Origin of the sequence: Brevundimonas sp. VNH65, from assembly GCF_049445955.1 — a bacterium.
Lineage (GTDB): Bacteria > Pseudomonadota > Alphaproteobacteria > Caulobacterales > Caulobacteraceae > Brevundimonas.
This window is the reverse complement of the sequence record NZ_JBMSDX010000001.1, coordinates 348,069-373,852: the sequence shown is the minus strand read 5'-3', so window position 1 is coordinate 373,852 and position 25,784 is coordinate 348,069. Positions and strand designations below refer to the sequence as shown.

The 25,784-nt window shown below is 68.2% G+C and carries 17 protein-coding genes; 11 read left to right on the top strand and 6 right to left on the bottom strand.

Annotated elements, in window-relative coordinates:
• Nucleotides 1–6: 6 nt before the first annotated feature.
• Complete coding sequence (locus ACO2Q1_RS01805; RefSeq protein WP_423327832.1) at nucleotides 7–2,289, top strand: CHASE2 domain-containing protein; 2,283 nt, start codon at nucleotides 7–9, stop codon at nucleotides 2,287–2,289.
• 356 nt (nucleotides 2,290–2,645) lie between these two features.
• Here the strand turns inward: ACO2Q1_RS01805 and ACO2Q1_RS01800 are convergent, their stop codons facing one another.
• A complete protein-coding gene (locus ACO2Q1_RS01800; protein WP_423327831.1) occupies nucleotides 2,646–5,450 on the bottom strand; it encodes a TonB-dependent receptor in 2,805 nt (934 codons plus the stop codon).
• Nucleotides 5,451–5,840: 390 nt separating this feature from the next.
• Here ACO2Q1_RS01800 and ACO2Q1_RS01795 point away from each other — a divergent pair, with 390 nt between their 5' ends.
• The 5 genes from ACO2Q1_RS01795 to ACO2Q1_RS01775 all read left to right on the top strand — a co-directional run bounded on the left by ACO2Q1_RS01795 (nucleotide 5,841) and on the right by ACO2Q1_RS01775 (nucleotide 12,033).
• On the top strand, nucleotides 5,841–7,175 hold the full coding sequence (locus ACO2Q1_RS01795; protein WP_423327830.1) for an MFS transporter: 1,335 nt from the start codon (nucleotides 5,841–5,843) through the stop codon (nucleotides 7,173–7,175).
• 2 nt (nucleotides 7,176–7,177) lie between these two features.
• Nucleotides 7,178–9,022, top strand: coding sequence for a hypothetical protein (locus tag ACO2Q1_RS01790; protein WP_423327829.1), 1,845 nt, complete (start codon nucleotides 7,178–7,180; stop codon nucleotides 9,020–9,022).
• 815 nt (nucleotides 9,023–9,837) lie between these two features.
• The gene (locus ACO2Q1_RS01785) at nucleotides 9,838–11,037 is read left to right on the top strand and encodes an SGNH/GDSL hydrolase family protein (protein WP_423327828.1); all 1,200 of its coding nucleotides are present in this window, start codon (nucleotides 9,838–9,840) and stop codon (nucleotides 11,035–11,037) included.
• Between the two features lie 301 nt (nucleotides 11,038–11,338).
• The gene (locus ACO2Q1_RS01780) at nucleotides 11,339–11,686 is read left to right on the top strand and encodes a hypothetical protein (protein ID WP_423327827.1); all 348 of its coding nucleotides are present in this window, start codon (nucleotides 11,339–11,341) and stop codon (nucleotides 11,684–11,686) included.
• Nucleotides 11,687–11,694: 8 nt separating this feature from the next.
• Nucleotides 11,695–12,033 carry a hypothetical protein gene (locus ACO2Q1_RS01775; protein ID WP_423327826.1) on the top strand — a complete coding sequence of 113 codons (339 nt, stop codon included), beginning with the start codon at nucleotides 11,695–11,697 and terminating at the stop codon, nucleotides 12,031–12,033.
• A 166-nt stretch (nucleotides 12,034–12,199) separates the two neighbouring features.
• On the opposite strand, the gene ACO2Q1_RS01770 is transcribed toward ACO2Q1_RS01775, so the two are convergent.
• Genes ACO2Q1_RS01770 through kdgD form a run of 3 tightly spaced genes read right to left on the bottom strand, consistent with a single transcriptional unit; the run spans nucleotide 12,200 to nucleotide 15,710 of the window.
• On the bottom strand, nucleotides 12,200–13,795 hold the full coding sequence (locus ACO2Q1_RS01770) for a carboxylesterase/lipase family protein (RefSeq protein ID WP_423327825.1): 1,596 nt from the start codon (nucleotides 13,793–13,795) through the stop codon (nucleotides 12,200–12,202).
• A gap of 22 nt (nucleotides 13,796–13,817) precedes the next feature.
• Nucleotides 13,818–14,726: a LysR substrate-binding domain-containing protein gene (locus tag ACO2Q1_RS01765; RefSeq protein ID WP_423327824.1), complete on the bottom strand. Its 909-nt coding sequence runs from the start codon at nucleotides 14,724–14,726 to the stop codon at nucleotides 13,818–13,820.
• 39 nt (nucleotides 14,727–14,765) lie between these two features.
• On the bottom strand, nucleotides 14,766–15,710 hold the full coding sequence (gene kdgD, locus ACO2Q1_RS01760; protein ID WP_423327823.1) for a 5-dehydro-4-deoxyglucarate dehydratase: 945 nt from the start codon (nucleotides 15,708–15,710) through the stop codon (nucleotides 14,766–14,768).
• A 245-nt stretch (nucleotides 15,711–15,955) separates the two neighbouring features.
• Here kdgD and ACO2Q1_RS01755 point away from each other — a divergent pair, with 245 nt between their 5' ends.
• A complete protein-coding gene (locus tag ACO2Q1_RS01755) occupies nucleotides 15,956–17,398 on the top strand; it encodes an aldehyde dehydrogenase family protein (protein ID WP_423327822.1) in 1,443 nt (480 codons plus the stop codon).
• 5 nt (nucleotides 17,399–17,403) lie between these two features.
• Nucleotides 17,404–17,820, top strand: coding sequence for a cupin domain-containing protein (locus ACO2Q1_RS01750; protein WP_423327821.1), 417 nt, complete (start codon nucleotides 17,404–17,406; stop codon nucleotides 17,818–17,820).
• A 75-nt stretch (nucleotides 17,821–17,895) separates the two neighbouring features.
• Here ACO2Q1_RS01750 and ACO2Q1_RS01745 read toward each other — a convergent pair whose 3' ends face one another.
• Nucleotides 17,896–19,206, bottom strand: a complete 1,311-nt coding sequence (locus ACO2Q1_RS01745) for a sugar MFS transporter (protein WP_423327820.1) — start codon at nucleotides 19,204–19,206, stop codon at nucleotides 17,896–17,898.
• A 163-nt stretch (nucleotides 19,207–19,369) separates the two neighbouring features.
• Here ACO2Q1_RS01745 and ACO2Q1_RS01740 point away from each other — a divergent pair, with 163 nt between their 5' ends.
• The 3 genes from ACO2Q1_RS01740 to ACO2Q1_RS01730 all read left to right on the top strand — a co-directional run bounded on the left by ACO2Q1_RS01740 (nucleotide 19,370) and on the right by ACO2Q1_RS01730 (nucleotide 25,144).
• Nucleotides 19,370–22,132: a M14 family metallopeptidase gene (locus ACO2Q1_RS01740; RefSeq protein WP_423327819.1), complete on the top strand. Its 2,763-nt coding sequence runs from the start codon at nucleotides 19,370–19,372 to the stop codon at nucleotides 22,130–22,132.
• A 62-nt stretch (nucleotides 22,133–22,194) separates the two neighbouring features.
• Nucleotides 22,195–23,646 (top strand): hypothetical protein, encoded by a 1,452-nt coding sequence (locus tag ACO2Q1_RS01735; protein ID WP_423327818.1) that lies wholly within the window; start codon nucleotides 22,195–22,197, stop codon nucleotides 23,644–23,646.
• Nucleotides 23,621–25,144, top strand: coding sequence for a type IV secretory system conjugative DNA transfer family protein (locus ACO2Q1_RS01730; RefSeq protein ID WP_423327817.1), 1,524 nt, complete (start codon nucleotides 23,621–23,623; stop codon nucleotides 25,142–25,144). The genes ACO2Q1_RS01735 and ACO2Q1_RS01730 overlap by 26 nt, the downstream gene beginning before the upstream one ends.
• A gap of 5 nt (nucleotides 25,145–25,149) precedes the next feature.
• On the opposite strand, the gene ACO2Q1_RS01725 is transcribed toward ACO2Q1_RS01730, so the two are convergent.
• On the bottom strand, nucleotides 25,150–25,776 hold the full coding sequence (locus ACO2Q1_RS01725; protein WP_423327816.1) for a D-sedoheptulose-7-phosphate isomerase: 627 nt from the start codon (nucleotides 25,774–25,776) through the stop codon (nucleotides 25,150–25,152).
• Between the last annotated feature and the right edge of the window lie 8 nt (nucleotides 25,777–25,784).

Genomic DNA, 25,784 nt, shown 5'->3' with positions numbered 1-25,784 from the left:
CGGGTCGTGACCCTGGCGCGGCTCTCCACCCTGCTCCGCTCATCGACAGCCGCCCCCCTGGCCCGGCGCAGCCTGCTGGAGGCGGCGGGGGTCCTGCTGGTCTGCGCCCTCCTGGCCCTGGTCCTCGACCGCAGCGGGGCCCTGCGTCGCGCCGACGGCCTCGTCTACGACGCCTTCATGGCCGTCCAGGCCCGACCGGCCCCCGACGATCGCATCGTGGTCGTCGCCATCGACAACCCCAGCCTCCAGAGCCTCGGTCGCTGGCCCTGGTCGCGCGACACCCACGCGCGGCTCATCGACCGCCTGACCCAGGCCGGCGCCGCCGCCGTGGCCCTCGACCTGCTGCTGGTCGAGCCTGCGGCCGCCGACCCTGTGCTGGCGGCGGCCATGGATCGATCCGGCCGCGTCTGCCTGCCGGTCGCGGTCCAGCCCATGGGCGTGGACGGCGCCGCCTGGGGTGAACAGGCCCCCCAGCCCATCCTGGCCGCCGCCGCCGCCGGCCTGGGACAGGTCAACCTCAGCCCGGATGAAGACGGCGTCGTCCGCCGCCTGCCGCTCGAGCTGCGCGCCGGGGAACGCCGCTGGCCGCACCTGGTGTCCTGCGCCCTCGACGTGGCGGGCCTCCGCCCCGCTCGCCCCGCCGCCGCCGGCTTCCACGAGGGGACCGCCGTTCAGGCCCGTCCCATCGGCCTGCACTTTCCGTCCGGCCAGGGCGCCTTCCGCACCATCTCCTACGCCGACGTCCTGAATGGCGAGACGCCGCCCGCCCTGCTGGCCGGGCGGATCGTGCTGGTCGGCATGACGGCGGACGGACAGGGCGACCGGTATGCGGTTCCGGTTCCGCGCGGCGTCCTCATGCCCGGCGTCGAGATCCAGGCCGCTCTCGCCGACACCCTGCTGTCGGGCCGCGACATCCGACCGGCGCCCGGCTGGCTGTCCCCGACGACGGTGGTCCTGACGCTCCTGGTCCTGCTTCTCGCCTTCCTGATCCTGTCGCCGCGCTGGGGTCTGGCGGCGGCGGGGGTTCTGATCGCAGCGGTCTTCGCCGGCTCCGCCGGTCTGTTCAGCCTCGGCCTCTGGGCCTCGCCGCTCGCCGCCGCTGCGGCCCTGGCGCTGGCCTGTCCGTTGTGGAGCTGGCGCCGCCTGGCCGCCACCTCGGGCTACCTTGACGCCGAACTGCGCCGCTTCGTGCAGGATACGACGGCCCAGGCGGCGGCGTCGTCGGACCCTGCTCGGCCCTTCATCCGCGAGGACGTCGTCGGCCGTCAGGTTCAGGCCATGCGCCAGGCGGTGGACCGACTGCGGGGCCGCAACCGCTTCGTCTCCGATACCTTGGAAAGCCTGCCCGACGCGGCCGCCGTCATCGACGCCGACGGCGCCGTCCTCTACGCCAACCAGCGCGCCCGCGCCTTGTTCCAGCGCGAGGCTCTGGAAGGGGCGGCGATCCGCACCGAACTGTCGCGCCTGCACCCGGATCTGGCGGCCGCGCTCGATCTCGGCGGCGAGGCGACCCTGGACGACGGGCGCGGTCTGCGTCTGGACGCGGCCCCCCTCGCGGACGGCGCCGAACCGCGCCGTATCGTGCGGCTCGTCGACGTCACCGCCCTGCGCGCCGCCGAGCGTCAACGGGAACAGGCGCTCCAGCTTCTCGGCCACGACATGCGCGCGCCCCAGACCGCCATTCTCAGCCTGATCGGCGATCCGGAAACGGCCAGCCCCGGCGCCGATCCGCGCCTGCTCGGCCGCATCGCCGACAACGCCCGCCGCACGTTGAAACTCGCCGACGACTACGTCCGTCTCGCCCGCGCCGAGGCCGGCCCCCTGATGCTGGAGCCGCTGGGCTTCAGCGATCTGGCGGTCGAGGCCGCCGACATCCTGTGGCCGACGGCCCGGGCTCGCGGCGTCCGCATCGAGGTCATGGAGCGGCCCGAGATCGAGATCGACGCCGACCGCGGCCTCATCACCCGCGCCCTCATGAACCTGCTGGACAATGCGGTGAAACACAGTCCCGAGGGCGGCGTGGTCCAGGTCCGGTTCACCACCGACGACGACCGGGTCGCCGCGACCGTCAGCGACGCCGGGCCCGGGCTGGACCAGACCACCTTCGACCGGCTGGTCCGCCCTTTCCAGCACGGCGCCGACGACCGCGCCGGGGCCGGCCTGGGGCTCGCCTTCGTCGACCAGGTCGCCCGCCGCCACGGGGGGCGCCTGACCCTCGGCGACCCCGCTCCCGGCGCGACCTTCATCCTGGAAATTCCCCTTTCAGGCGAAGGACTTGCCGGGAACTGACGCCGTCGGCCGCACGGCTCGCGAACCGTTACACTTGTTTGCAAAGGCAAGGCTGACAACGGCCGCGGGACGGGTCCATATATCGCTCACGGGTTGGGACGGACCTGGCGGAACCGCCGGACGCTCCCCTCCCCCGACATCGGCCTCGCCGCTCCGGCCAGGCCCCCGACTGTTCCCTGCGGTTCGCCGCAGGGGGCACAAGTGGCCCGGCTGGCCCCCACATACCGGCCGGGCCACGCTGTTTTTCCCTCTTCCCTTTCGCTCCGCCTCCATCGCCTGTCGGCAGGCGACGCCAGAAAAAACGCCGGACCTCTTTCGAGATCCGGCGCAAGGCCGACGGGGAGGAGAAGCCCGCGTCAGAAGGTGTAGCGCAGGCCCACCACGAACTGCCGCCCCGTGTGGGTGTAGGCGTTCAGGCGGTTGTCCTCGTCGACGTACAGGTCGGCGTATTCGTCGGTCAGGTTCAGGCCCTCGACGCTGACCCGCACCTGGTCGGTGATGTTGTAGGACATCTGCGCGTCGACGTTGGTCGTGGCGTTGGTGCCCATCACGTTGTTGAAGTCGCTGCCGGGCACGCCGGTCAGATACTGATCGCGATAGGCCACCGACACGCGGGCGCTGAACTTGTCGTTCTCGTAGTACAGCGTGCCGTTCCAGGCGGTCTTGGACAGACCGGTCAGGGTGGCGTTGACCGTGGCGGCGCCCGGCGCCGTGGAGGTCAGATAGTCGATGCTGGAGTCGACGTAGGTGTAGTTGGCCAAAAGGCCGAAATCGGACCAGAAGCCGGGCAGGAAGGTGAACGGCTGCTGCAGATTGATCTCGAAGCCCTTCAGTTCACCGCCCGGCGAGTTCACCGGCTGGGTCACCGCGAACACCATGTCCGGGGTCGCGACTGTGCCGTCCAGCAAGGAGTTGGGCAGGCCCAGGGTGTTGTACGGCGCTTCCCGACGCAGGGTCTGAACGAAGGTGTCGATGTCCTTGTAGAAGACGCCCAGGGCCAGGATGGCGCCGCTTTGCGGATACCACTCCAGCGACAGGTCCAGGTTCTTCGACTTGGTCGGATCGAGGAAGGGGTTGCCCGAGGAATAGTTGCGGTTGGCGCCCTGAACCGTCACCGAGCCGCCCGGCGACAGGCTGCCGATGCCCGGACGGGCGATGGTCTCGGCGGCGCTGATACGGGCGACAAGGTCTTCGCGCAGATCGACCGACAGATTGGCGGCCGGAAGCCACATGTCGTAGCTGTTCTGCACAGTGACGAACTGGAAGCCCCCGCCCACCACGGCGTTGCCGCCAGACGTCAGGTCGGTGTTGAAGTAGCGATAGCCGGCGTCACCGCGCCACGGCAGGCCGAAGGCGTCGAAGCTGAAGTCAAGCTGAACATAGGCGCCGCTGGTCTCTTCCTTCACCCGCGCCGTCGATCCGACGTTTTCGCGCAGGGCCCAGATGCCGGTCCCGCTGTAGATGTCGTACTTGTCGATATACTTCTGCAGGTCGGGCGCCAGCCAGGTGCTCAGCGCCGAGTTCGGCAGGCCCAGGCCGGCGTCGAACTTGAACAGGCGCGTCATGGCGGCGATGTCGGCGCCGGCGGCGATCGCAGGCACATTCGAGGTGCTGGTCCGCTGCCGTGCACCGGTCTCATAGTCGAACCGCTTGTAGTCCATGCCGAACTTCAGCGTCAGGCGCTCGTTCAGATCGAACTCGGTGGCGACCTTGTAGGTCGTGAAGGCGTTGTCGACATACTCCGGCGTCAGACGCAGCTCCGACGAACCGGGCACGGCGGCCCAGGCGTTCGGGTCTGTGGCGTCGAACCCGAGGTTCATCTCCATCATCCGCGGCCGGAAGTCATAGGAGAAGTTGTCGGAGTCGATCCGCTCGAACGTCAGGGTCGTCGCGATCGGATCCTCATAGGCCGACTCCGATCGACCGAGGGTCGCCTTCACCCGGAACCGGTCCGAGAACTCGTGCTCGACGACCGCCGTGACCTGCTTGAACTCGGTGTTCAGCTCGTTGTGGCTGGACTGGGTTCGCAGGTCGACGTTGTCGATCACGGCCTGGACCAGATTGTTGCCGTCCAGGGTGCCGGTGCGGATGATCGACTGCGGCTTGCCGGCGCCGGGCCGGCTCAGGCCCAGGGCCTGCAACTGCGATTCCAGGCGCACGCCCTTGAAGTTGGAATACAGGCCCTCGACCGTGAACAGGGTCGAATCGGTCGGCCGGAACTGAACTGACGCCGCCAGGCCCGTGCGCTCCGACGAGGTGTCATAGCTGGCGTAGGACGGAATGCGCGGCGCATAGATCCCACGCTCGGCGTCCTCGCCGTAGCCGGTCACGACATAGTTCAGCTGACCGGGCTGATTGCCGGTCACCAGCCCCGGCACGGTCGAGGCCGCGTTCCAGCCGCCGTTCGATCCGCCGAAGGTCCAGCGCGTGATGTTGGCGCCTTCCTCGATCAGGTGACGCTCGTCGTACGAGGCCGAGACCAGAACGCCCAGCTTGCCGTCCAGGAAGCGGTTCGACGCCAGGAACGACACGCCCGGAGTCACGTCGCCGGCCAGCTCGTTGTAGCTGCCCTGGGCCGACAGGACGAGGCGCGGCCCCGAGGCGTCAAACGGCTTGGAGGCGTTCAGATCGACCGTGGCGCCCAGCGAACCCTCGTCCACCTCGGCCGAGGCCGTCTTGCGCACGATCAGGTTGGAGAACAGGTCGGACGAGAAGATGTTGAAGTCGAAACCGCGGCCCCGGTTCGTACCGCCCGAGTTGGACGTGCCCGACGAGGTGGCGATGGCCTCCATGCCGTTGACGCGGACGCGGGTGTAGTCCGAACCCAGGCCGCGCACCGAGATCTGGCGGCCTTCGCCGGACCGGCGGGTGATGGCCACGCCCGGAATACGCTGCAGCGACTCGGCCAGGTTCAAGTCGGGGAAGTCGGCGATGTCCTCGGCCGAGATGGCGTCGACGACGCCGTTCTCGCGCCGCTTGATGTTCAGGGCGTTGGCCAGCGAGGCGCGGAAGCCCGTGACCACGATCTCCTCGACCTGGGTGGCGTCTTCATCCTGCGGAGTCGTCTGGGCCTGGGCCGCGCCGGCCGCACAGGCCAGCCCCACGGCCAGAAGCGAAGCGCCGGCGCGCAGCGAAACCCGGAATCCATGCGTGGTGCGCATCGTCTTGATCCTTCCCCATATCGCCCGCGTTTCGCGGGTCCTTATGCCTCGGCCCCGGAATCGGGCCGCTGAACTGCTCGTCCCGACGGTGTCGGTGACGTCGATCAGACCTTAGGATCGCCCCGGACGGCGAGGCCAATCCCAAGAGTGGATCAACCGATGCCGGATCAGCACCGATAGGGCCTCCACGATTGATACCGGGAATGGATCAGTCGATATCGGTATTGGCTTGGACCGCTCGCGCGCCCGCCCCTATCGTGCCACTACGAAGAAGAAGGCGCTCGCATAGAAGCGCCGTTCAGGGCCCAACGCCCGGGGGAGCGAAGGTCAGGGTCGGACCGTTCCGGCGTCGCGACATCCGTCTTCCTTCCACGAGAGGAACGACCGACGATGACCGACACGCCCGCCGTCCCCCAGCGCCCGACCCGGATTCGATATCTGGTCATCCTGCTGATCTTCCTGCTGACGACCATCAACTACGCCGATCGCGCGACCTTCTCGATCGCCGGCGACGCCGCCTCGGCCGACCTGGGTCTGGACGCCAAGGAGATGGGCTTCATCCTCTCGGCCTTCGCCTGGGCCTATGTCCTGGGCCAGATTCCCGGCGGCGCCCTGCTCGACAAGTTCGGCACCAAGCTGATCTACACCCTGGCCATCATCCTCTGGTCGCTGTTCACCCTGGTCCAGGGCTTTTCCGGCTTCCTGGTCGGCAGCACGATCGTCACCGGCCTGTTCGTCATGCGCTTCATGGTCGGCCTGTGCGAAAGCCCCTCCTTCCCCGGCAACGCCCGTTTGGTCGCCGCCTGGTTCCCCGGCTCGGAGCGCGGCACCGCCTCGGCCATCTTCAACTCGGCCCAGTATTTCTCGCTCGTCGCCTTCGCCCCGCTGATGGGCTGGCTGGTCCATACCTATGACTGGCACTCGGTCTTCTTCGTCATGGGCGCCCTGGGCGTCGTGGCGGCCGGCGTCTTCTGGTGGTTCATCAAGAGCCCGGCCGAACACCCGATGACCAACCAGGCCGAGGTCGACTACATCGCCGCCGGCGGCGGCCTGGTGAACATGGAAGGCAAGGGCGCGGCCAAATCGGCCCCCTTCACATGGGCCAACGTCAAACAGGTGCTGGGCAGCCGCATGCTGATGGGCGTCTTCATCGGCCAGTACGGCATCAACGTCCTGACCTATTTCTTCGTCACCTGGTTCCCAATCTATCTGGTGCGCGAGCGCGGCCTGAACATCCTCGAGGCCGGCTTCGCCGCCGCCGCCCCGGCCCTGTGCGGCTTCGTCGGCGGGGTTCTGGGCGGGGTCATCTCCGACGCCCTGCTCAAGAAGACCGGCTCCCTGACCATCGCCCGCAAGACGCCGCTGCTGATCGGCATGATCCTGTCGGCCCTGATCATCGCCTGCGCCTACATCGACAACTCGGCGCTGATCATCTTCGTCATGGCTCTGGCCTTCTTCGGCAAGGGCATCGCCTCCCTGGGCTGGGCCGTGGTGTCCGACACTTCCCCGCGGGAGTTCGTCGGCGTCACCGGCGGCATCTTCAACACCTTCGGCAACACCGCCGGCATCGTGACCCCCATCGTCATCGGCTACATCGTCGACGCCACCGGCTCCTTCGACGGCGGCCTGTGGTTCGTGGGCCTGCACTGCCTGCTGGTCATCGCCGCCTACTTCCTGATCACCGGCAAGATCGAACGCCTCACCCTCAAGTCGGCGGAGGGCTGAGCATGATCACCGATCGCCGTCGTCTTCTGGCCGGAACCGGCGTCGCCGCTCTCGGATTCGGCGTCGCCGGCCGCGCCCGGGCCGCCCCTCTGCACATCGCCACGCCGATGGAGGTCCCGACCTGGGCCGTTCTCCAGCGGGAACTGCTGCGCGCCAACGCCGAGGCCTGCGAGGTCTTCTACGCCCGCTATTTCGACGAGCGCGGCTACTTCCTCCACTTCGAGCGGTGGGGCGCCAACGACGGGCCGGACGACACGATCGAGAACGTCAACGACTGGCCCCTGCTGCACGCCCTGGGCGGCTCCGACCGGGTCAAGGCCATGTACACCCAGGCCTGGGAAGGCCACCTGCGCCAGTTCACCGAGGCCAAGACGACCGAGATCGAAATCGGCCGCCAGGGCATGTTCTACAAGGAGTTCGCGGTCCAGAACGACTGGCAGCATCACGCCGAAGAGATGACGCTGTTCAACGTCCAGGGTCTCTCCGATCCGGACAGCCCGCGCTTCCGCGACCGCGCCCGCCGCTTCGCCGGCTTCTACATGGGCGAGGATCCGGACGCCCCCAACTACGACCCCGAACACAGGATCATCCGTAGTCTGATGAACGGCTCGCGCGGCCCCATGCTGCGCAAGGCCACCGCCCTGGACTGGGCCGGCGAGCCCTTCGACACCCGCGGCTTCCACCTCGGCCACGGCGAGGATTCCTACGAGGAGTTCCTGCTGCACTACGAGGAATACACCGACGTCGTCGGCGATCATCCGCTGAACCTGTTCGCCACCACCCTGGCGCTCAACGCCTATATGCTGGAGCACGAACCCAAGTATCGCGACTGGCTGCTGGGCTATGTCGACGCCTGGGCGAAGCGGGCGCGCGACAACAACGACATCCTGCCCTCGAACGTCGGCCTGGACGGCGTCATCGGCTCGGCCGCCGACGGGAACTGGTGGGGCGGCGCCTACGGCTGGGGCTTCTCGCCGGTCAATCCCGTCAATGGCCAGCGCGAGAACCGCAACCGCGTGCCGCGCACCATCCTGGGCTTCTTCAACGCCTATCTTCTGACCGGCGACGACAAGTATCTGGACACCTGGCGGCGCCAGACCGATCGCATCAACGCCCAGCGCCGCACAGAGGGCGGCAAGCTCCAGACCCCGACCATGTACGGCCCGAACGGCTGGTACGGCTGGCGCGACGGCCTGAACCAGGCCAACAGCCTCGACATCTGGTGGTTCTCGATGAAACCGTCGGACCGCGCCCGCGCGCCCGACCATCCCTGGGTGGCCTACCTCGAGGGTCGCAATCCGACCTGGCCCGAAACCGCCCTGCGCGCCGACCTGAAGAAGGTCGCCGATCGCGCCCGCAAACAGCGCGAGGACACGACGACCCCCGACACCCGCCTGGCCGACGCCGTGCTGGACCAGAACCCGGCCGCCGTCACCTCCCTGATGCACCAGATGATGGGCGCCCTGCACATCGCCCGCCCGGCCTGGGGCCCGACCTCCGCCCCCGCCGGCGGCTCGCCCCTCTACGCCCGCCTGCGCTACTTCGACCCCGACGCCCGCCGCGCCGGCGTGCCCCAGGACGTCGCCGCTCTCGTTGACGATCTCAAGGCCGACGAGACCAGCGTCACCCTGGTCAACCTGTCCCCGACCCGTTCCCGCACCGTGATCATCCAGGCCGGCGGCTACGGCGAGCACGACTTCACCCGCGCCACCCTCGACGGCAAGGCCCAGCCGGTGCAGGGCTCGACCCTCACCGTCACCCTGGCTCCCTCCTCCGGCACCCGCCTGACCCTCGGCATGAACCGCTTCGTCAATCAGCCCACGCTGAAGTTCCCCTGGGCGCGCTGAGCCCCCCTCTCCCGGTTGGGAGAGGGATTGAGCGCACGGCGGCGCAGCCGTCGTTCTGGCGCTCAAGGGTGAGGGGACAATCGCCGCAGTCGGCGTGAGCCGTTCCCCGGCCGGTGGGACGGCGTGCGCCGACGGCCAGACCGTCCCCTCATCCGGCCCTGCGGGCCACCTTCTCCCAACAGGGAGAAGGAAAGTTGGGTGCGACCCTCTCCCGGTTGGGAGAGGGATTGAGCGCACGGCGGCGAAGCCGTCGTCCTGGCGCTCAAGGGTGAGGGGACGGACGGTGGGGTCGGCGTCAGCCGTGTCTCCGGCCCGCGCGACGGCGTGCGCCGACGGCCAGACCGTCCCCTCATCCGGCTCTCCGGGCCACCTTCTCCCAACTGGGATAAGGAAGCACGGGTTTCAGGCTTGGTCGTTGCGGCAGCGTCCGACCCATTTGAGACCTTCCGAGCTCAAGTTAGATTGCTCGTATGACTGCCCGCACGATATCGCCCCATCCCGAGATTTTTTGCGACTTCAACGCTCGCATGACGGAGCGAGGATACCGTCCAACAAACGGCACACTTCAAGACCTCGCTAGCTTGGGACTCACGCTTGACGGCGCTGTTGGCCGCAGATTTGTCTTGGTTTCCGGTGACGCGAGCAAAGATGGTAACCCTGACGACATAATGCACAATGGCACGGTCGTTTTGGACCCTGCCTTCGGGATCCTTCTGGAGGTGGACGAGACGGGATTTTACTGGCGATCCGAACTTCGAGAATAGCGCCTGCTCCCCACCCGTGCCTGACCTTTCCACCCCTGGCTGAAGTCCGTCATGCTGACCGTTCTCGCCCTAACGGCCGCCCTACTCGCCCCGTCGCCCGCCGCGCCCGACTGGGTCGCCGGATGGACCTGGGCGCCGTCCTCGAACGTCGGGCCGAGCGGGCCGGCGTCTCGGCCCAACCCCAACGATGTGCGGGGACCGCTGGGGCCTGAGGCTGTGACAAATCAGACCGTCAGCCAGACCACCACGGTCTCGGCCTCCGGCGAACGCCTGCGCCTGCGCGTGTCCAACCTGTACGGCGGCGCCCCCGTCGTCTTGGGCGCGGTCAGCGTTTCGATCAATGACGCCGCCCCGGTCGCCGTGACCTTCGACGGCGCCGCCGGCCTGACCCTGCCGGTTGGTTCCCCGCGCCTGTCCGATCCCGTAGCCCTGCCTGTCCGGGCCCTGGACCGCGTCACCGTCAGCGTCTTCTACCCGGCCCGGACCGCCCTGCCCGTCCACCGCCTGCGTCAGGTGGTGCGCGAGGGCGATGCGACCGGCCTGCCCGTTCCTGCCGACGCCCTGCGCCAGCGCGTGCGCGGACTGGTCACCGCCATCGAGATTGAGGCGTCCGCCCCGACCCCGGTGATCGTGGCGATGGGCGACTCCATCACCGAGGGCACGGGCGCCGTCCCCTCGCCCCTCGTGCGCGGTTGGCCGGAGCGGCTGTCGGAACGGATGGTCGCCGCCGGCCGCCCTTGGGCCGTGGTCAACGCCGGCATCGGCGGCAACCGCCTGCTGCATCAGGGCTCCGGACCATCTGGGCTGGAACGGCTGGACGCCGACGCCCTCGCCGTCTCCGGCGCGCGCTGCCTGGTCCTGCTGGAAGGCGTCAACGATATCGGCCGTCCGGCGCGACCCGAATACGCCCATGAGGCCGTCGTCGCCGCCGACCTGATCGCCGGCTATCGTCAAGTCATCGCGCGCGGTCGCGCCGCCGGGCTGAACGTGGTGCTGACCACCATCCCGCCGTTCGAGGGCGCCAACTATTTCACCGACCAGGGCGAGGCGACCCGCCAGGCCGTCAACGCCTGGCTGCGCAGCGACGGTCGCAATGAGGCCGACACCGTCGTCGATTTCGACGCCGCCGTCCGTGACCCCGACCAGCCCTCCCGCTTCCGGACCGGCCTCCACAGCGGCGACTGGCTCCATCCCTCCGACGCCGGCTACCAGAGCATGGCCGACGCCATCCCGCTCGACGCCTGCGACTGACGGCGCGCGCAGAGAAGGCGACGCCTTCATCTCCTCCTCATCGCGGATGGGCGCGGCGCCCCCCCCCTCCCCCACCAGGCGCCCCGGCGAAGGCCGGGGTCCAGATCGCGAATTCCGTCAGGCTCAGTCCGCTTCCGGCGAGATGTCCCCCGCCGCACTCTGAAATCTGGACCCCGGCCTTCGCCGGGGTGCACGGAGGCAGAGAAAGCAATCCTTTTCGCGCAATCCGGGCGCAGCCAAACCCATACTGGCCTCGCTGCATTTCTGTGGTCTACTTCAGGATCCCTGAAGGGGGCCGCAGATGATCATGGTCTACGCTATCGCCGCCCCGTTCTGGCTCCTGGCCTGCGTGACCGGGCTGGTCCTTTTCGTCTTCAGATCGACCCGCTGGCTCTCGGCCTATGTGATCCTCGTCCCGACATTCGGATATTGGGCGTCGCTTCTGACGGCCGGCGCGGTTCTGCTCGCCCTTGGACCTGTCATCGGCCGCTTTCTCGACCTTCCGGATTGGGCCTTCGCGCTGATCTTCCTAGGTTCGCAGGCAATCGCTGTATTGGCGGGTGCCTGCCTGGGCGGTTTCCTGGCGTATCGTATTTCCAGAGCCGGACGGGCCGACACTCGCCCTTTGCGCCGCAGGCACGGGTTATAGGGTCGACCATGACCTTACGCTGGATAAACGTCCTGAAGCTGCTCGCGATCTCGACCGTCGTGATCGGGATTCTCGCCGTCGTCCTCGTCGTCGTTTTCGCAGGCTCCGTCACTGTTCACGATCCTGATGGACAGGTCGTTTCCGCTCGGATTGTAACCAGCGGCGGCCAAACCCAATCACTCCACCGCATACCGGGACGGCGGCTTTTCGGAATTCCGAAGCTGGACGGTGAAGGCGAAGTCGAGCTGGTTTGCCGCTCGGGGAAGGTGCGACGAGGCGGTTACGTCACGCCTCACCTGGCGACAGAACTCGAAGTCACGAGCGGCTCGGACTGCGGCCTGTCATGAGCGGCCAGCCCCCCTCCTGGACCGGATCCACAACACCGCCCCTTGAAATCACAGCCCTTTCCGCGCGGAAAACGCAATCTTCCGGCCGCCCGCCGATCTGCCCCTATAATCCCCGCCGCTCTTTGACATCCGCGGCGCATCCGGACTCTCCCGACTCCGTTTTTCGTCAGGTGCCCTGCTTCAGGAACGGCGCGGTCTGGAACAGGCGGCGCTCCTCGGACCGGGGATCGTTCTCCGACCGGCTGTTCACGTCGAAGATCATCGTCGCCCGTTCGGGCAGGGTGTAGCGGTCCCAGCGCGGAATGGCGGCGTTGTTCGGGTCGCCGGTGCGGGCGAAGGCGATGAAGGTCTCGCTCATGGCGTCCGCGACCCTGCGGGCGTCCGGCCCCGACCCCGCCTTCGACCCCGGCTTGTCGATATTGTCGAAGGCCAGGCCGATGTCGAACCCATGATAGCCCCCCCGCCAGGGCTCGACCGGCGAGGCGAAGTCCAGCTGATACATCCAGGTCGGGCCGTTCAGCTTCGCCCGCTCCTCGGCCTGGATCAGGTGGCCGGGCCGCGACCGGCCGCACGTCACGGCGGCCACGAACACCTCGCGCGGCGTCATCTGCGGGAAGGTGCGGCGATACCAGTCGACGACATACTGGGCGTTCAGGTCCAGCACGAACTCGGGCGCCAGACGCGGGGCGATATTGTCCCAGGTGATCTCCGGCGCGCCCGGCCCGCCGGCCGCCCCGCCGCCGAACTCGTCATGGGTGTTGCCGATGATCATGGGGATATGGGCGCTCTCGCGCGGCGCGTCGGGCACGAACGGGTGACGCGGCAGGATGTCGTGATCCATCACGGACCAGAAATACATGTCACCCTTCTCGATCGGGTCCTTCAGCGTCAGCGCCTCCATCAGACGCTGCGCCGGCATCGTCGCCAGCTCTCCGGCCCGCTCGGGCGTCAGGCCGAAATGGTCCAGCACCCGGCGGATCCGCAGCTCCGCATGCTGCGGCCCCATGGCGGTGACATGCTGGCCGCTCATGGTGATCAGCCGGTGATACAGGCCCGCCGCGCGCGGCATGGCCATCAGGGTCACCAGCTTGCCGCCCCCGCCCGACTGGCCGAAGACGGTGACATTGCCCGGATCGCCGCCGAAGGCCGCGATGCTGTCCCGCACCCACTCCAGCGCCAGGATCAGGTCCAGATTGCCGACGCTGCCCGAGGCCGCGAACCGGCCCGGCGCCAGCTGGCCCAGACCGTTATAGCCGAAGATGTTCAGCCGGTGGTTCAGCGTCACCACCACCACATCGCCGCGCCGGCACAGGTTCACCCCGTCATATAGCGGGCTCGATCCCGACCCGTTGGCGTGCGCCCCGCCATGGACATAGACCATGACCGGCCTCTTGCCCCCGTCGGCCAGCCCCGGCGTCCAGACGTTCAGGAACAGACAGTCCTCGGACGGGTTCGGCTCGTCGCTCTTCTGGAAACTGGCCGGGCCGTATTCAGTGGCGTCCCGCACATCGGTCCAGGGCTCTGGCGCGACCGGCGGCTGAAAGCGCCGCGTCGAGGTGTCCGCCCCATACCGAACGCCCTTGAAGACGTTGATTCCCTGGTCGAGGTAGCCGCTGACCGGCCCATGACGTGTCAGACCGAGCGGAGCATTGCGCCGCACCCGAACGCCTCCCGCCGTCGTCGCCCCCGCCAGACCGGCCAGGGCCAGTCCGCCTCCCGCCGCCAGAACGCCTCGCCGTGTCGTCCGCCCGTTCCGGGTCATACGCACCTCCCTTGATGCCGCTTCAGCCCGTGTCCGCCGGATTCACCTGGGCCTCGATCAGGTCCAGCAACGGCTTCAGGCTGGGATTGTCGTTGTCGCGTCGCCAGGCCACGAACAGCTCGACCGGCCGCTCCGGCGGCGTCGCCAGGGGCCGGAACTCCACCCCCTCGAAATGCAGCCGCATCGCCGCCTCGGGCACCACCGCCGCCCCGATCCGGGCATGGACCAGCGCCAGGATCGAATGGATCTGGCTCATGTGCTGCACGTGCTGGGGCGACACCCCCGCCGCATCGAACATGCCGGTCAACATCAGGTGGAAATATCCCGCCCCCTCCGGCGCATACATCACCATCGGCTGGCCGTCGAAATCCTCCAGGTCGATGGTGTCCTTGGCCAGTCGCGGGTCGCCGGTCGGCAGGGCGGCGACCAGGGGCTCGGTCAGAACCCGCATCTTGTCGAACTCCGGCCGGGTCAGCGGCGGCCGCACCAGCCCCAGATCGATCCGCCCGGTCAGCAAGGCCTCGACCTGCTCGCCGGACACCAGCTCCCTCAGCGTCAGATCGACATTCGGCAGCCTGGACCGCGCCAGATCGACCAGCCGCGGCAGGAAGCTGTAGCCCGAGGCCGCCGTGAAGCCGACCGCCACCCTGCCCGCGTCGCCGCTGGCGATGCGTCGCGTCGCCAGGGCCGCGCTCTCCGACAGCCTCAGGATGCGCCGCGCCTCGATCAGGAACGCCCGGCCCGCAGGCGTCAGCCGCACGGATCGACTGGTCCGGTCCAGCAGGACCACGCCCAGGATGCGCTCCAGCAACTGCACCTGCCGGCTCAGCGGCGGTTGCGTCATGTTCAGACGCTGGGCGGCGCGCCCGAAGTGCAACTCCTCCGCCACGGCCACGAAACACCGCAGCTGGCTGAGTTCGAACATGGTCATGGCTCGACCTCCGAATCCGGGGGCCAAGCTTAGGCCGCCTCAGCCGTTGGCCGCCAGCTTGGGCGCCTGCGGCTGAACGCGCGCGATCAGCGCCTTCAGCTCGTCCACCTCGGCGGGCTTCAGATCGACCAGCGGCGTCCGCACCGGCCCGGCCGACCGGCCGATGGCCGTCATCCCCGCCTTGACGATCGAAACCGCATAGCCCTTGCCCTTGTTGCGCAGCGCCACATAGGGCAGCACAAAATCCTGCAGCCCCGCCATGATGGTCGCATGATCGCGCTCGCGAACCGCCCGATAGAAGTCCAGGGCGAAGTCCGGCACGAAGTTGAAGATGGCGCTGGAATAGGTCGTGACGCCCATCTCCAGATAGGCGGGCGCGAAGGTCTCGGCCGTCGGCAGCCCGCCGACATAGGTCAGCCGATCACCCATCCGGGCATAGACCTGCATCATCAGCTCGATATCGCCGACGCCGTCCTTGAACCCGATCAGGTTCGGATTGCGCTCACACAGCTTCTCCAGCGTGTCGGCGTTCAGGATGGCGTTGTCCCGGTTATAGACGATGACGCCCAGGCTGGTGGCTTTGCACACAGCCTCGACGTGCGCCGCCAGCCCTTCCTGCCCCGGCACCATCAGGAACGGCGGCAACAGCAGGATGCCGTCGGCGCCGGCCGCCTCGGCCGACCTGGCCAGATCGACCGCGATGGCGGTGCCGTAACCGGCGCCGGCCACGACCGGGGTCTTGCCGGCGGTCTCGGCCACCGCCGCCTTGACCACGGCCTCGACTTCCGGCGGCGTCAGGGAAAAGAATTCTCCGGTCCCGCCGGCCGCGAACAGACCCGTCAGCGGACGCTCCAGCATCCAGGCGCAATGGTCGCGATAGGCCGACTCGACGAACTGCTGGTTCGCGTCGAAATGAGTCACCGGGAAGGACAGCAGGCCGCCGCCGAGGGTCGCGGCAAGCTCCGCGGGCGTCATACGTGACATTTTTCGGTTTCCTCAAATCTCTATGGGGCGGCGCGCCGCGCGGCGCTGTGTCGCGCCCTGAGACTGACGGTATCTCCGCCTACCCATGCGGTCTAAGCCAAAGCCGCTATCGACCGATGCGGCTTTTGACATGATCGTCCGGCCCCGAGCGCGTATCCGGACCGGGTTGATGCGCCGCACGCACGCCAGGGCTGGCGTCCCTGATTTGTATGACTAAATAAGCGCCACAATCCGGAGCCGAGATCATGACCGACACTCTTCACCTCACCCACCTGATCGACGGCGAGCGCGTGGACGGAGCCCGGGCCGGCGAAAGCCACAATCCGTCCGACACCAACGACATCGTGGCGCTCACTCCCGATGGCGGCGATGCCGAGGTGAACGCCGCCGTCGCCGCCGCCAGGGCCGCCTTCCCCGCCTGGTCCGAGGCCAGCCCTGAAGTCCGCGCCGACGTGCTCGACAAGGCCGGAACCCTGGTCATGGAACGCCGCGAGCAACTCGGCCGCCTGCTGTCGCGCGAAGAGGGCAAGACCCTGCCGGAAGGCATCGGCGAGACCGTCCGCGCCGGCCGCATCCTCAAATACTTCGCCGGCGAGGCCCTGCGCCTCCACGGGCAGAACCTCCCCAGCGTCCGCCCCGGCGTGGAGGTCCAGACCTATCGCCAGGCCGTCGGCGTCTATGGCCTGATCACGCCCTGGAACTTCCCCATCGCCATCCCGGCGTGGAAGGCGGCGCCCGCCCTCGCCTTCGGCAACACCGTGGTGATGAAGCCCGCCGGCCTCACGCCCGCGACGGCCGCGGCCCTGGCCGACATCCTGGTCGAGGCCGGCCTGCCCAAGGGCGTGTTCAACCTCGTCATCGGCCGTGGCGGCGTCGGCCAGGCCCTGGTCGATCACAAGGATGTCGCCGGGATCAGCTTCACCGGCTCCCAGGGTGTCGGCATGGGCGTGCTGCAAGGCGCCGCCGGACGCCAGGCCCGCGTCCAGCTGGAAATGGGCGGCAAGAACCCCCTGATCGTTCTGGACGACGCCGACATCGAGCGCGCCGTGATGGTCGCTCTCGACGGCTCCTACTTCGCCACCGGCCAGCGTTGCACGGCCTCCAGCCGCCTGATCGTCACGGACGGCATCCACGACCGGTTCGTCGCCGCCCTGGCCGATAAGGTCGCGGCGCTGCGTGTCGGCAACGCGCTGGACCCCAACACCCAGATCGGCCCGGCGGTCTCCGAGGCTCAGATGGAGACCAGCTACAAATACATCCAGATCGCCCGCGAGGACGGCGGCCGTCTGGTTACCGGCGGCGACCGGCCCCAGCTGGACACGCCGGGCTGGTATGTGCAGCCGACCCTGATCGCCGACACCGCGCCCTCGATGCGCATCAACACCGAGGAGGTCTTCGGCCCCGTCGCCTCGACCATCCGGGTGAAGGACTATGAGGAGGCGCTGCACGTCGCCAACGACACCGAGTTCGGCCTTGCCGCCGGAATCGTCACAACCAGCCTCAAGCACGCGCGGGACTTCCAGCGTCGGGCCAGGGCGGGCATGACCATGGTCAACCTGCCGACCGCCGGCGTCGACTATCACGTCCCCTTCGGCGGCACGAAGTCTTCCAGCTACGGCGCACGTGAACAGGGCTTCGCGGCCTTCGAATTCTACACCCAGACCAAGACGTCCTACAGCTGGAGCTGATCCCGATGCTGGCCTCCGCCCTCGCCGCCCTGCTGCTGCAGACGACACCGGCCCAGCCGGCGCCGCCCATGGTGGTGGTGCGCGAGGCGGACGTCCGCGTCGAACAGAACCCGCCGCCCCACAACGGCGTCGGACACTCCACCGCCTTTCGCCTGTCGGACGCCGCGCCCGGTCGCAATTTCGAGTTCAGGAAACGCATCCTGCATCCGGGCGCCTCGATCGGCCTGCACGTCCTCACCCACGACGAGGTCTATTACGTCGTCTCTGGCCAGGGCGAAGTCGCCTCGGACGGCCGCACCGAGGTCATGGGACCGGAAACCGCCGCCTATCTCTATGAAGGCGCCGATGTCGGCATCAAACAGGTCGGCGACGAGCCTCTGGTCCTCATCATCGCCTACCCTCTCGGCCGCCGCCTGCCCTGAGACGTGCGACGCCGCACAATGAAAAACGCCGCCGGGACGCCCCGGCGGCGTTTTGTTTGGTCCTTCAGGTCGGCGTCAGTGACCCGACACCGTTCCTGCGGCCTCGGTATTCGTCGGCCGGGTCCGAAAACAGGCGATCGCAAAGACCGTCAGCGCCACATAGCCCAGCAACGGCACGATGAAGGCCGGTGAGACGCTTCCCGCCGCATCCGCCACCTTCCCCGCGATCCACGGCAGGAAGGCGCCGCCGATGATGCCGAACACCAGCAGGCCCGAGGTCGCCGAGGTCGGCGCCGTAGACCGCTCCAGCGTCAGGGTGAAGATGGTCGGGAACATGATCGAGTTGAACAGGCCGATCGACAGGGCCGCATAAGCCGCCGTTGGGCCGTTCACCTGGGTCACCAGCAAGCACATCAGCCCCGCCGCCACCGTGCAGAACACCAGCATGGCGGACGCCGGGATGAATCTCATCAGGAAGCTGCCGGCGAACCGGCCGACCATGGCGCCGCCCCAGTACCAGGCGACCATCTTGCCGGCCGTCTCGATCGAGACGTTCAGACCGTCAGGGCTTTCCAGGAACAGGGTCATCATCCCGCCGATCGAGACTTCCGAGCCTACGTAGAAGAAGATGGCCAAGGCGCCGAACACCGCCCAGGGCGACGACAGGGCCTTCAGCGGAGACACCGCCTTGCCGACCGTCTTCGGCGCAGAGGCGTTGATGGCCTTGCGGGCGCTGAAGATGAAGGCGGCGACCAGGGCGAAAAAGGCGCCCATACCCAGGAAGGCGAAATCGATGCTGCGCAGCGATTCCTGGCGGGTCGCGGCGGTGACCACCGCCCCGGCGGCGAACACCCCGCCCGTCAGCAGCACGTGCGAGCCCAGCCAAGGCCCAACCGTCGTGCCCAGCGAGTTGAAGGCCTGAGAGAAGTTCAGCCGGAAGTGCGAACTCTTGCGTGAGCCCAACTCGGCCACCAGCGGGTTTGCCGCCACCTGCAACAGGGTCACGCCGGAAGCGATGACGAACAGGGCGATCAGCACGCCCGGATACCAGTCCGCCGCCGTCGCCGCCGGAACGATCAGACAGCCCAGCACCATGACGATCAGGGCGCCGATGATCGACCGGCTGTACCCCAGCTTCGCCAGCACGGACGCCGCCGGCAACGACACCACCCCATAGGCGATGAACCAGGCCGAGGCCGTCAGGAACGCCTCGGCCGTCGTCAGGTCGAACACCCGCTTGGCGGCCGCGATCAGCGGGTCGATCAGCGATGTGGCGAAACCCCAGGCGAAGAACAGGGTGGTCACATAGGCGAAGGCGGCCGTTGCGCCCTTCGCCGGTCCGGCCTGGGCCGGTGCGGCGCCGTCGGCGCCGGTGTCGGTGGTCATGGATAGCTCCCGGTCGCCGATCTCTTGTTGATGTGATGGAGGCGGACCGGCGCTACTTTTGTGAATGTCCCGCATGTCGGGATCAATGCGTTTCGCAAGACCTCGTGCGGACCGCTACACAATGTTACCAGCCGTAACGTCCTGTCGAATCCGGAGTCCGCCCGTGTTGTACCTGTCGTTCGCCCGCAGATTCCGCAGCTTCGGCCTTGCCGCCGGACTGCTGCTGGCGGGTCTCGCCGCGCCGTCCATAGCGCAGACCCCTGACGCCCCCACGCCTGTCACCTCGCCCCGCGAGGCGTTCGGCCACGAGGTCGGAGACGACTACCGGCTGATCGACTACACGGCCTTCGAGGCCTGGCTCAAGACGGTCGCCGGCCAGTCGAACCGCATCAAGCTGATGGAGATCGGCCAGTCGACCGCAGGGCGGACCATGTACGTCGCCGTCGTCTCTTCGCCCGCCAACATCGCCCGGCTGGATCGCTATCAGGAGATCGCGCGCCAACTGGCCAAGGCCGAAGGCGTTGACGAGGCCGCCGCCCGCGCCATGGCCGCCGAGGGCAAGGCCGTGGTCTGGATCGACGGCGGCCTGCACTCGACCGAGGTCGTTCCGCCCCAGGCCCTGATCGCCGCCATCCATGAATATCTGACCACGACCGACGCCGAGGCTCTGCGCATCCTGGACGATGTCGTCATCCTGTTCGCGCCGCTCAATCCGGACGGCTGGGAGTTGGTCGCCGACTGGTACATGCGCAACGAAGACCCGGCCAGGCGCGAGTTCAACACGATCCCGCGCCTGTATCAGGCCTACGTCGGCCACGATAACAACCGGGACTACTACCTGTCGGCGATGCGCGAGACGACGAACGTCAACCGCCAGTTGTTCCACGAGTGGTTTCCGCAGATCATCTACAACCACCACCAGACCGGCCCTGCGGGCACCGTCGTGTTCATGCCGCCGTTCCGGGACCCCTTCAACTACAACTATGACCCCCTGGTCATGGGCACGCTGTCCGAGGTCGGGGCGGCGATGCACAGCCGCCTGATCGCCGAGGGCAAGCCGGGGTCGACCATGCGTTCGGGCGCCAGCTACTCGACCTGGAACAACGGCATGCAGCGGTCGGTGACCTACTTCCACAACGCCGTGGGCCTGCTGACCGAGATCATCGGCCACCCGACGCCCAGCCGCATCCCGCTGATCGCCGACCAGCAACTGCCCCGCAACGACCTGCCCGCGCCCGTCGCCCCCCAGGAGTGGCGATTTCGCCAGTCGATCGACTATTCCCTGTCGATCAACCGCGCCGTCCTAGACTACGCCTCGCGCAACAAGGACCGGCTGCTCTTCAACATCTGGAAGATGGGCGACAACGCCATCGCGCGCGGGAACACCGACACCTGGCGCATCACCCCGTCCCGTGTCGAGGCGCTGGAAGCCGCTGCGGCGCCCGCCGAGGGCCCAGGCCGCAACCGTCTGGACCCGGCGCTGTATGACAAGGTCCTGCGCGATCCCGCCGAACGCGACCCTCGCGCCTACGTCATCCCGTCAAACCAGGCCGATCTGCCCAATGCGATCGCCTTCCTGAACAGCCTGATCAAGACCGGCGTGTACGTCGAGCGCGCCACCGCCCCCTTCACCGTCGACGGCAAGACCTATCCGGCCGGCTCCTTCGTGGTGAAGACCGCCCAGGCCTATCGCCCCCATGTCCTCGACATGTTCGAGCCCCAGGACCATCCGCACGACCTGCAGTACCCCGGCGGTCCGCCCGCCCTCCCCTATGACGCCACCGGCTACACCCTGGCCCTGCAGATGGGTGTGAAGTTCGACCGTATCCTCGGCGGTTTCACAGCCCCCACCGAACGCGTCCCCGACCGGCTGACACCGCCTGCGGGACGCATCACCGGCTCCGGAAACGCCGGCTGGCTGGTCGACCATCAGGCGATCAACGGCTTCATCCTCACCAATCGTCTGCTCAAGGCCGGCCAGTCGGTGGCCTGGCGCGAAGCCGAGACCCGTGTCGGCCGCCAGACCCTCGCGCCCGGCGCCCTGTGGATCCGGGCCACGCCCGAAAGCCGCGCCATCCTCCAGACCGCCGTCCGTGATCTGGGCCTCGACGCCATCGCTGTGGGCCGCGCGCCATCCGGCGACAGCATTGCCCTGAAGCCGGTCCGCGTCGGCCTGGTTGATCGCTACGGCGGCTCAATGGCCTCGGGCTGGACCCGCTGGCTTCTGGAGCAGTTCGAATATCCGTTCGAGGTCGTCTATCCCCAGACGCTGGACGCCGGCGACCTGAACGCCCGCTTCGATGTTCTGCTGTTCGCCGCCGACATGATCCCCCAGAACCTCTCCGCCTCGGCGCAACGCGGCCAGCCGGACGCGGCCGATATTCCCGCCGACTACCGCCCCTGGCTTGGTTACATCACCACCGAAAAGACCCTGCCCCAGATCGAGGCCTTCGCGCGCGCGGGCGGCAGCGTGGTGACGATCGGTTCGGCTCATCGCCTGGCCGCGGCCTTGGGCGCGCCTGTGACCGACGTCCTCGCGACGGGCGAGGGCACCGAACGCCGCCCCCTGCCCTCGACACAGTTCTTCATCCCCGGCGCCATCCTGAAGACCGAAACGAACCCGGCCCAGCCCCTGGCCTTCGGCCTGACGCCGGCGCTGGACGTCTTCTTCAACCGCAACGCGGGGTTCAGGCCGGTCGAAGGCGCCGCTTCCATCGTTCGCTACCCAGAGACGATGTCGGTCTCCAGTGGATGGGCCATCGGCCCTGAAAAACTGGCCGGATCGGAAGCTGTGCTGGACCTTCCGTTCGGCGAGGGTCGGCTGATCGTGCTCGGCCCGGACGTGGTCAACCGAGCCCAGGCCCGCGCCTCCGTCCGCCTGCTGTTCAACGCCCTGCTCTACGGCCCGGCCGCCGCCGCGCCATAGCATCCAATGATTGACGCCGCGCCCAGGACATCCGACCAATCACCTGAAAGGATAGGTCCAGCATGACCAACGGTGCGAATGGCGCTTCGCCGCCGCAGGGGCCCCAGCGGGTCGCCGACATGGCGGCCCATCTGCTGCGTCGCGCGGCGGAAATGTCCGACAGTCTGGCGGACTCGAACGCATCGCTTGCCGAGCCGTTTCGTCGCAACGCCGAGACCTACCGGATGATGGCGGACCACGTCGCCCAGGATCCTCGCGGAGATCCCGTCGTCAGCGGGGTCCACGTCAAGCTGGAAGGTTTGGTCGATCCCACCTCCGACAGGCGCTGGTCGCACGGCGAGATCGGCGCCCGGATGCTGCGCGACGCGGCGCAACTGGCCGAGGGGCTGGCGGCTCAGGGCAACCCCGCCCTGCTGGACGTCGCGGCGCTGTTCCGCCAGGCGGCCATGTTCCTGTCGAGTGCGCCTGACGCCCTTCTGGATCAGGAGCTGGTCGGCCTTTCGCCCTATCTCGCCGCATGTGACCGGGTGCAGCAGGGCGCGCCGATCCGTCGCGTCGCCTCGACACAGATCGACCGCCTGTTGGCGCATTCCGAGTTTCGCGCGATCGCCGCACGCACCTTCGAACTGGCGACGGCGCGCGGTTTCGACACCCTGTCGGAAGAGCCGCAGCAGGCCTGGGCCGGCAATATCGCGGCCGTCTGGATGGATCGACACGGCCCGCCGGCGTTCGACCTGACCTCCGAACAGGACGAGGCCCTGGCCTACGCCGTTTCCCACCCGCGCGGCCCCTGGCGGCTTCCCCCCTTGCTTGCCGGGGAATGGACGGAGCTTGGACCCGACGACGCCCTGGCGGTCATGCGGGTCGTCGGCGCCGCCGTCCGTCTGGGCCAGACCGAGACGCCCGTGGTGCTGCACCACTATTGCGATCGCGTCCGGACACGATCGCTCGCCTGTCACGGCGGGCTTCTGGCGGTCGAGATCCAGGGCTACGGCGCCGGCGGCGAGCCCGGAATCATCTCCGCCATCGTGCTGGCCGACGGCGTCTTCATCGCCGACGGAACCTCGGCACCGATCCACAATCTGAACGACCGCTTCGGCGCCGGCCTGGATACGCCCGAAGCCCGGCGCGACTACGCCCTGCTGTTCCTCAACTGGGTGCGGGCGAACGACGGACGTTTCCAGCCGCTGGAGACCGCCCACGACGTCGACCATCGCCTGGCCGAGCCGGCATGGGCGAGGGACCATCTGGGGCCGCTCGCCGCGCCGCTCACCGAACTCGGCGCCTTGCCCAACGGAGGATGGAGGCTCCGGACGCCGGTCGTTCACGGCGGCGGCGTCTTCATCGCCGACTTCCAGCTCTCGCCGGACGGCCAGATGGAGATGGTCGATGACCAGATGCTTCTGCCGAGCGCCCCGATCCGCGCAGAGGTCATGGACGGCCTGCTCGTCCGGCTCGACGCGCCCATCCCGCCAGTGGAGTTCCCCTATGACCCTGACGCCCTCGACCAGTGAACGCCATCTCCCGCCGGCCGTCGAGAAGCCCGGCCTGATCGTCGGCTGGTCTCTGGAGCTCGAGCATCGCAAGAACCCGATCGGCTTCAGCTTCGGCGACGACGCCACCATCGAGGCCTCGACCTTCATCGACCCGATCCTGATGGAGCAGGAAGGGCATCTGATGACCATCGCCCCCACCGGCGCGGGCAAGGGCACCGGCTGCATCGTCCCCGCCCTGCTGCGCTTCGACGGTCCGGTGATCGTCATCGATCCCAAGGGCGAAAACGCTCTCATCACCGCCCGCCGTCGCCGTGAGATGGGGCACGAGGTCGCCGTCATCGACCCCATGGGCGTGACGGGCCTGACCACCGCCAGCCTCAATCCGCTGGACATCCTGGACCCGGACGGGCCGACGTTCGTCGATGACGCCATGGCCATCGTCTCGGCGCTGACGCCGCCCGAACTCGGCTCCAACTCCGGCGACGGCCGCTACTGGCAGGAACGCGGCGCCACCTTCGTGCTGGGCGTGCTGTTGCATGTGATGAGCGACCTGCCGCCGTCCCGACGGACGCTGGAGACGGTGCGCGAACTGGTCAACCAGGCCGTCGGCGAACTGGCCACCTACACAGGCGCCGCAGAGGGCCACAGCCACATCAATCTGGCGGGCACCGTGCTCGCAGCGCTCGAGGCCTCCCGCAACGAGGAAGCGCGCCAGATCGGGCGGATGCTTCGCATCGGCGCCCTGACCACCATCGGCGGCATCCTGTCCTTCTCCCAGAGCATCGTCGACGTGGTGCGCGGCGGGGCCGTGGCGCCGACCCTCCGGCAGACTTCGTTCGATCTCGGCGCCGTGACGCGGGGCGAACCGCTGTCGATCTATCTCGTCCTGCCGCCGCACAATCTCGACAGCCACGGGCGACTGCTGCGTCTGTGGGTTCACACCCTCATCACCCTGATCTCGACGCGCAACGGCCGCCCGCCGAAGTCGACCCTTTTCATGCTGGACGAGGCGGCCCAGCTCGGCGCCTTCGACTCGCTGCGCCGGGCCATCACCCTGATGCGCGGATACGGCCTGCAGACCTGGAGCTTCTGGCAGGACGCCAGCCAGATCCAGAACCTGTATCCGAACGACTGGCAGTCGATGGTCAACAACTGTCGCGCGGTCCAATGCTTCGGCGCCAACACCATGCTGGCGGCGCGGGCCATGGCCGGACTGGTCGGCTATCACCCGCCGGAGCAGCTTCTGGACCTCGAGGACAACGAGATGCTGTTGCAGCTCTCGGGCGACATGCCGGTGCTGGCGCGTCTGCCGGACTACCGCAACGATCCGATCTTCGCCGGACTCTACGATCCCAATCCTTTCCACGACGCCAGCCGCCCGGTCGAGCGCGCGCCGCGGACGGTCACACGGGTCTTCTCCCGCGCCGCTGCGCCGGACAGCGATCCGTCGGCGCCAGAGGCCCCGATCGACCTGGTCGCCCGGCTCAAGGCCCGCCGAACCGACCCGCCGGCCTGATCCCCTCAGAACCGGGTTTCGCCCAGACGCATCGTCGGATCCAGGTGGGAGTGGCGAAGATACTGCGCCAGTACGTGCATGATCGACTGATGAACGTCCTCGACCACGCCGTAGTTGTGCACCGGCACATGGATCGAGACATCCGCCAGCTTCGCCGCCGCCCCGCCGTCGAAGCCGGTCAGGGCGACCGTGGCCACATCCATCCGACGCGCCGTCTCCAGGGCGCGCACGATGTTGGCGGACTCGCCCGACGAACTGATGGCGATCAGCACGTCTCCCGCCTCGGCCAGCGACTCCAGCGGATAGGAGAACATCTCCTCCGGCCCCAAATCGTTCACGATCGCCGTCGTCAGCTCCATCGTCGAAATCAGGCTATGCACCTTGGGTTTCAGCACCCCGCCGGTGCGCACGCCCTTCAGGCAGTCGCAGACCAGATGATTGGCGATGGCCGCCGATCCCCCGTTGCCGCACGAATAGAGGCGGCGGCCATCATGGATCCGCTGCGCCAGCAACCGTCCGGCGGCGGCCACGGCCGACCGATCCACGGCCGCCGTCCCCTTCGCGACCTGGGCGAAATAGTGCTCGGCGTAGGCGCCCGCGTCGTCATAGGCGCGGCTTGGGAACAGGCTCATCGGGTATC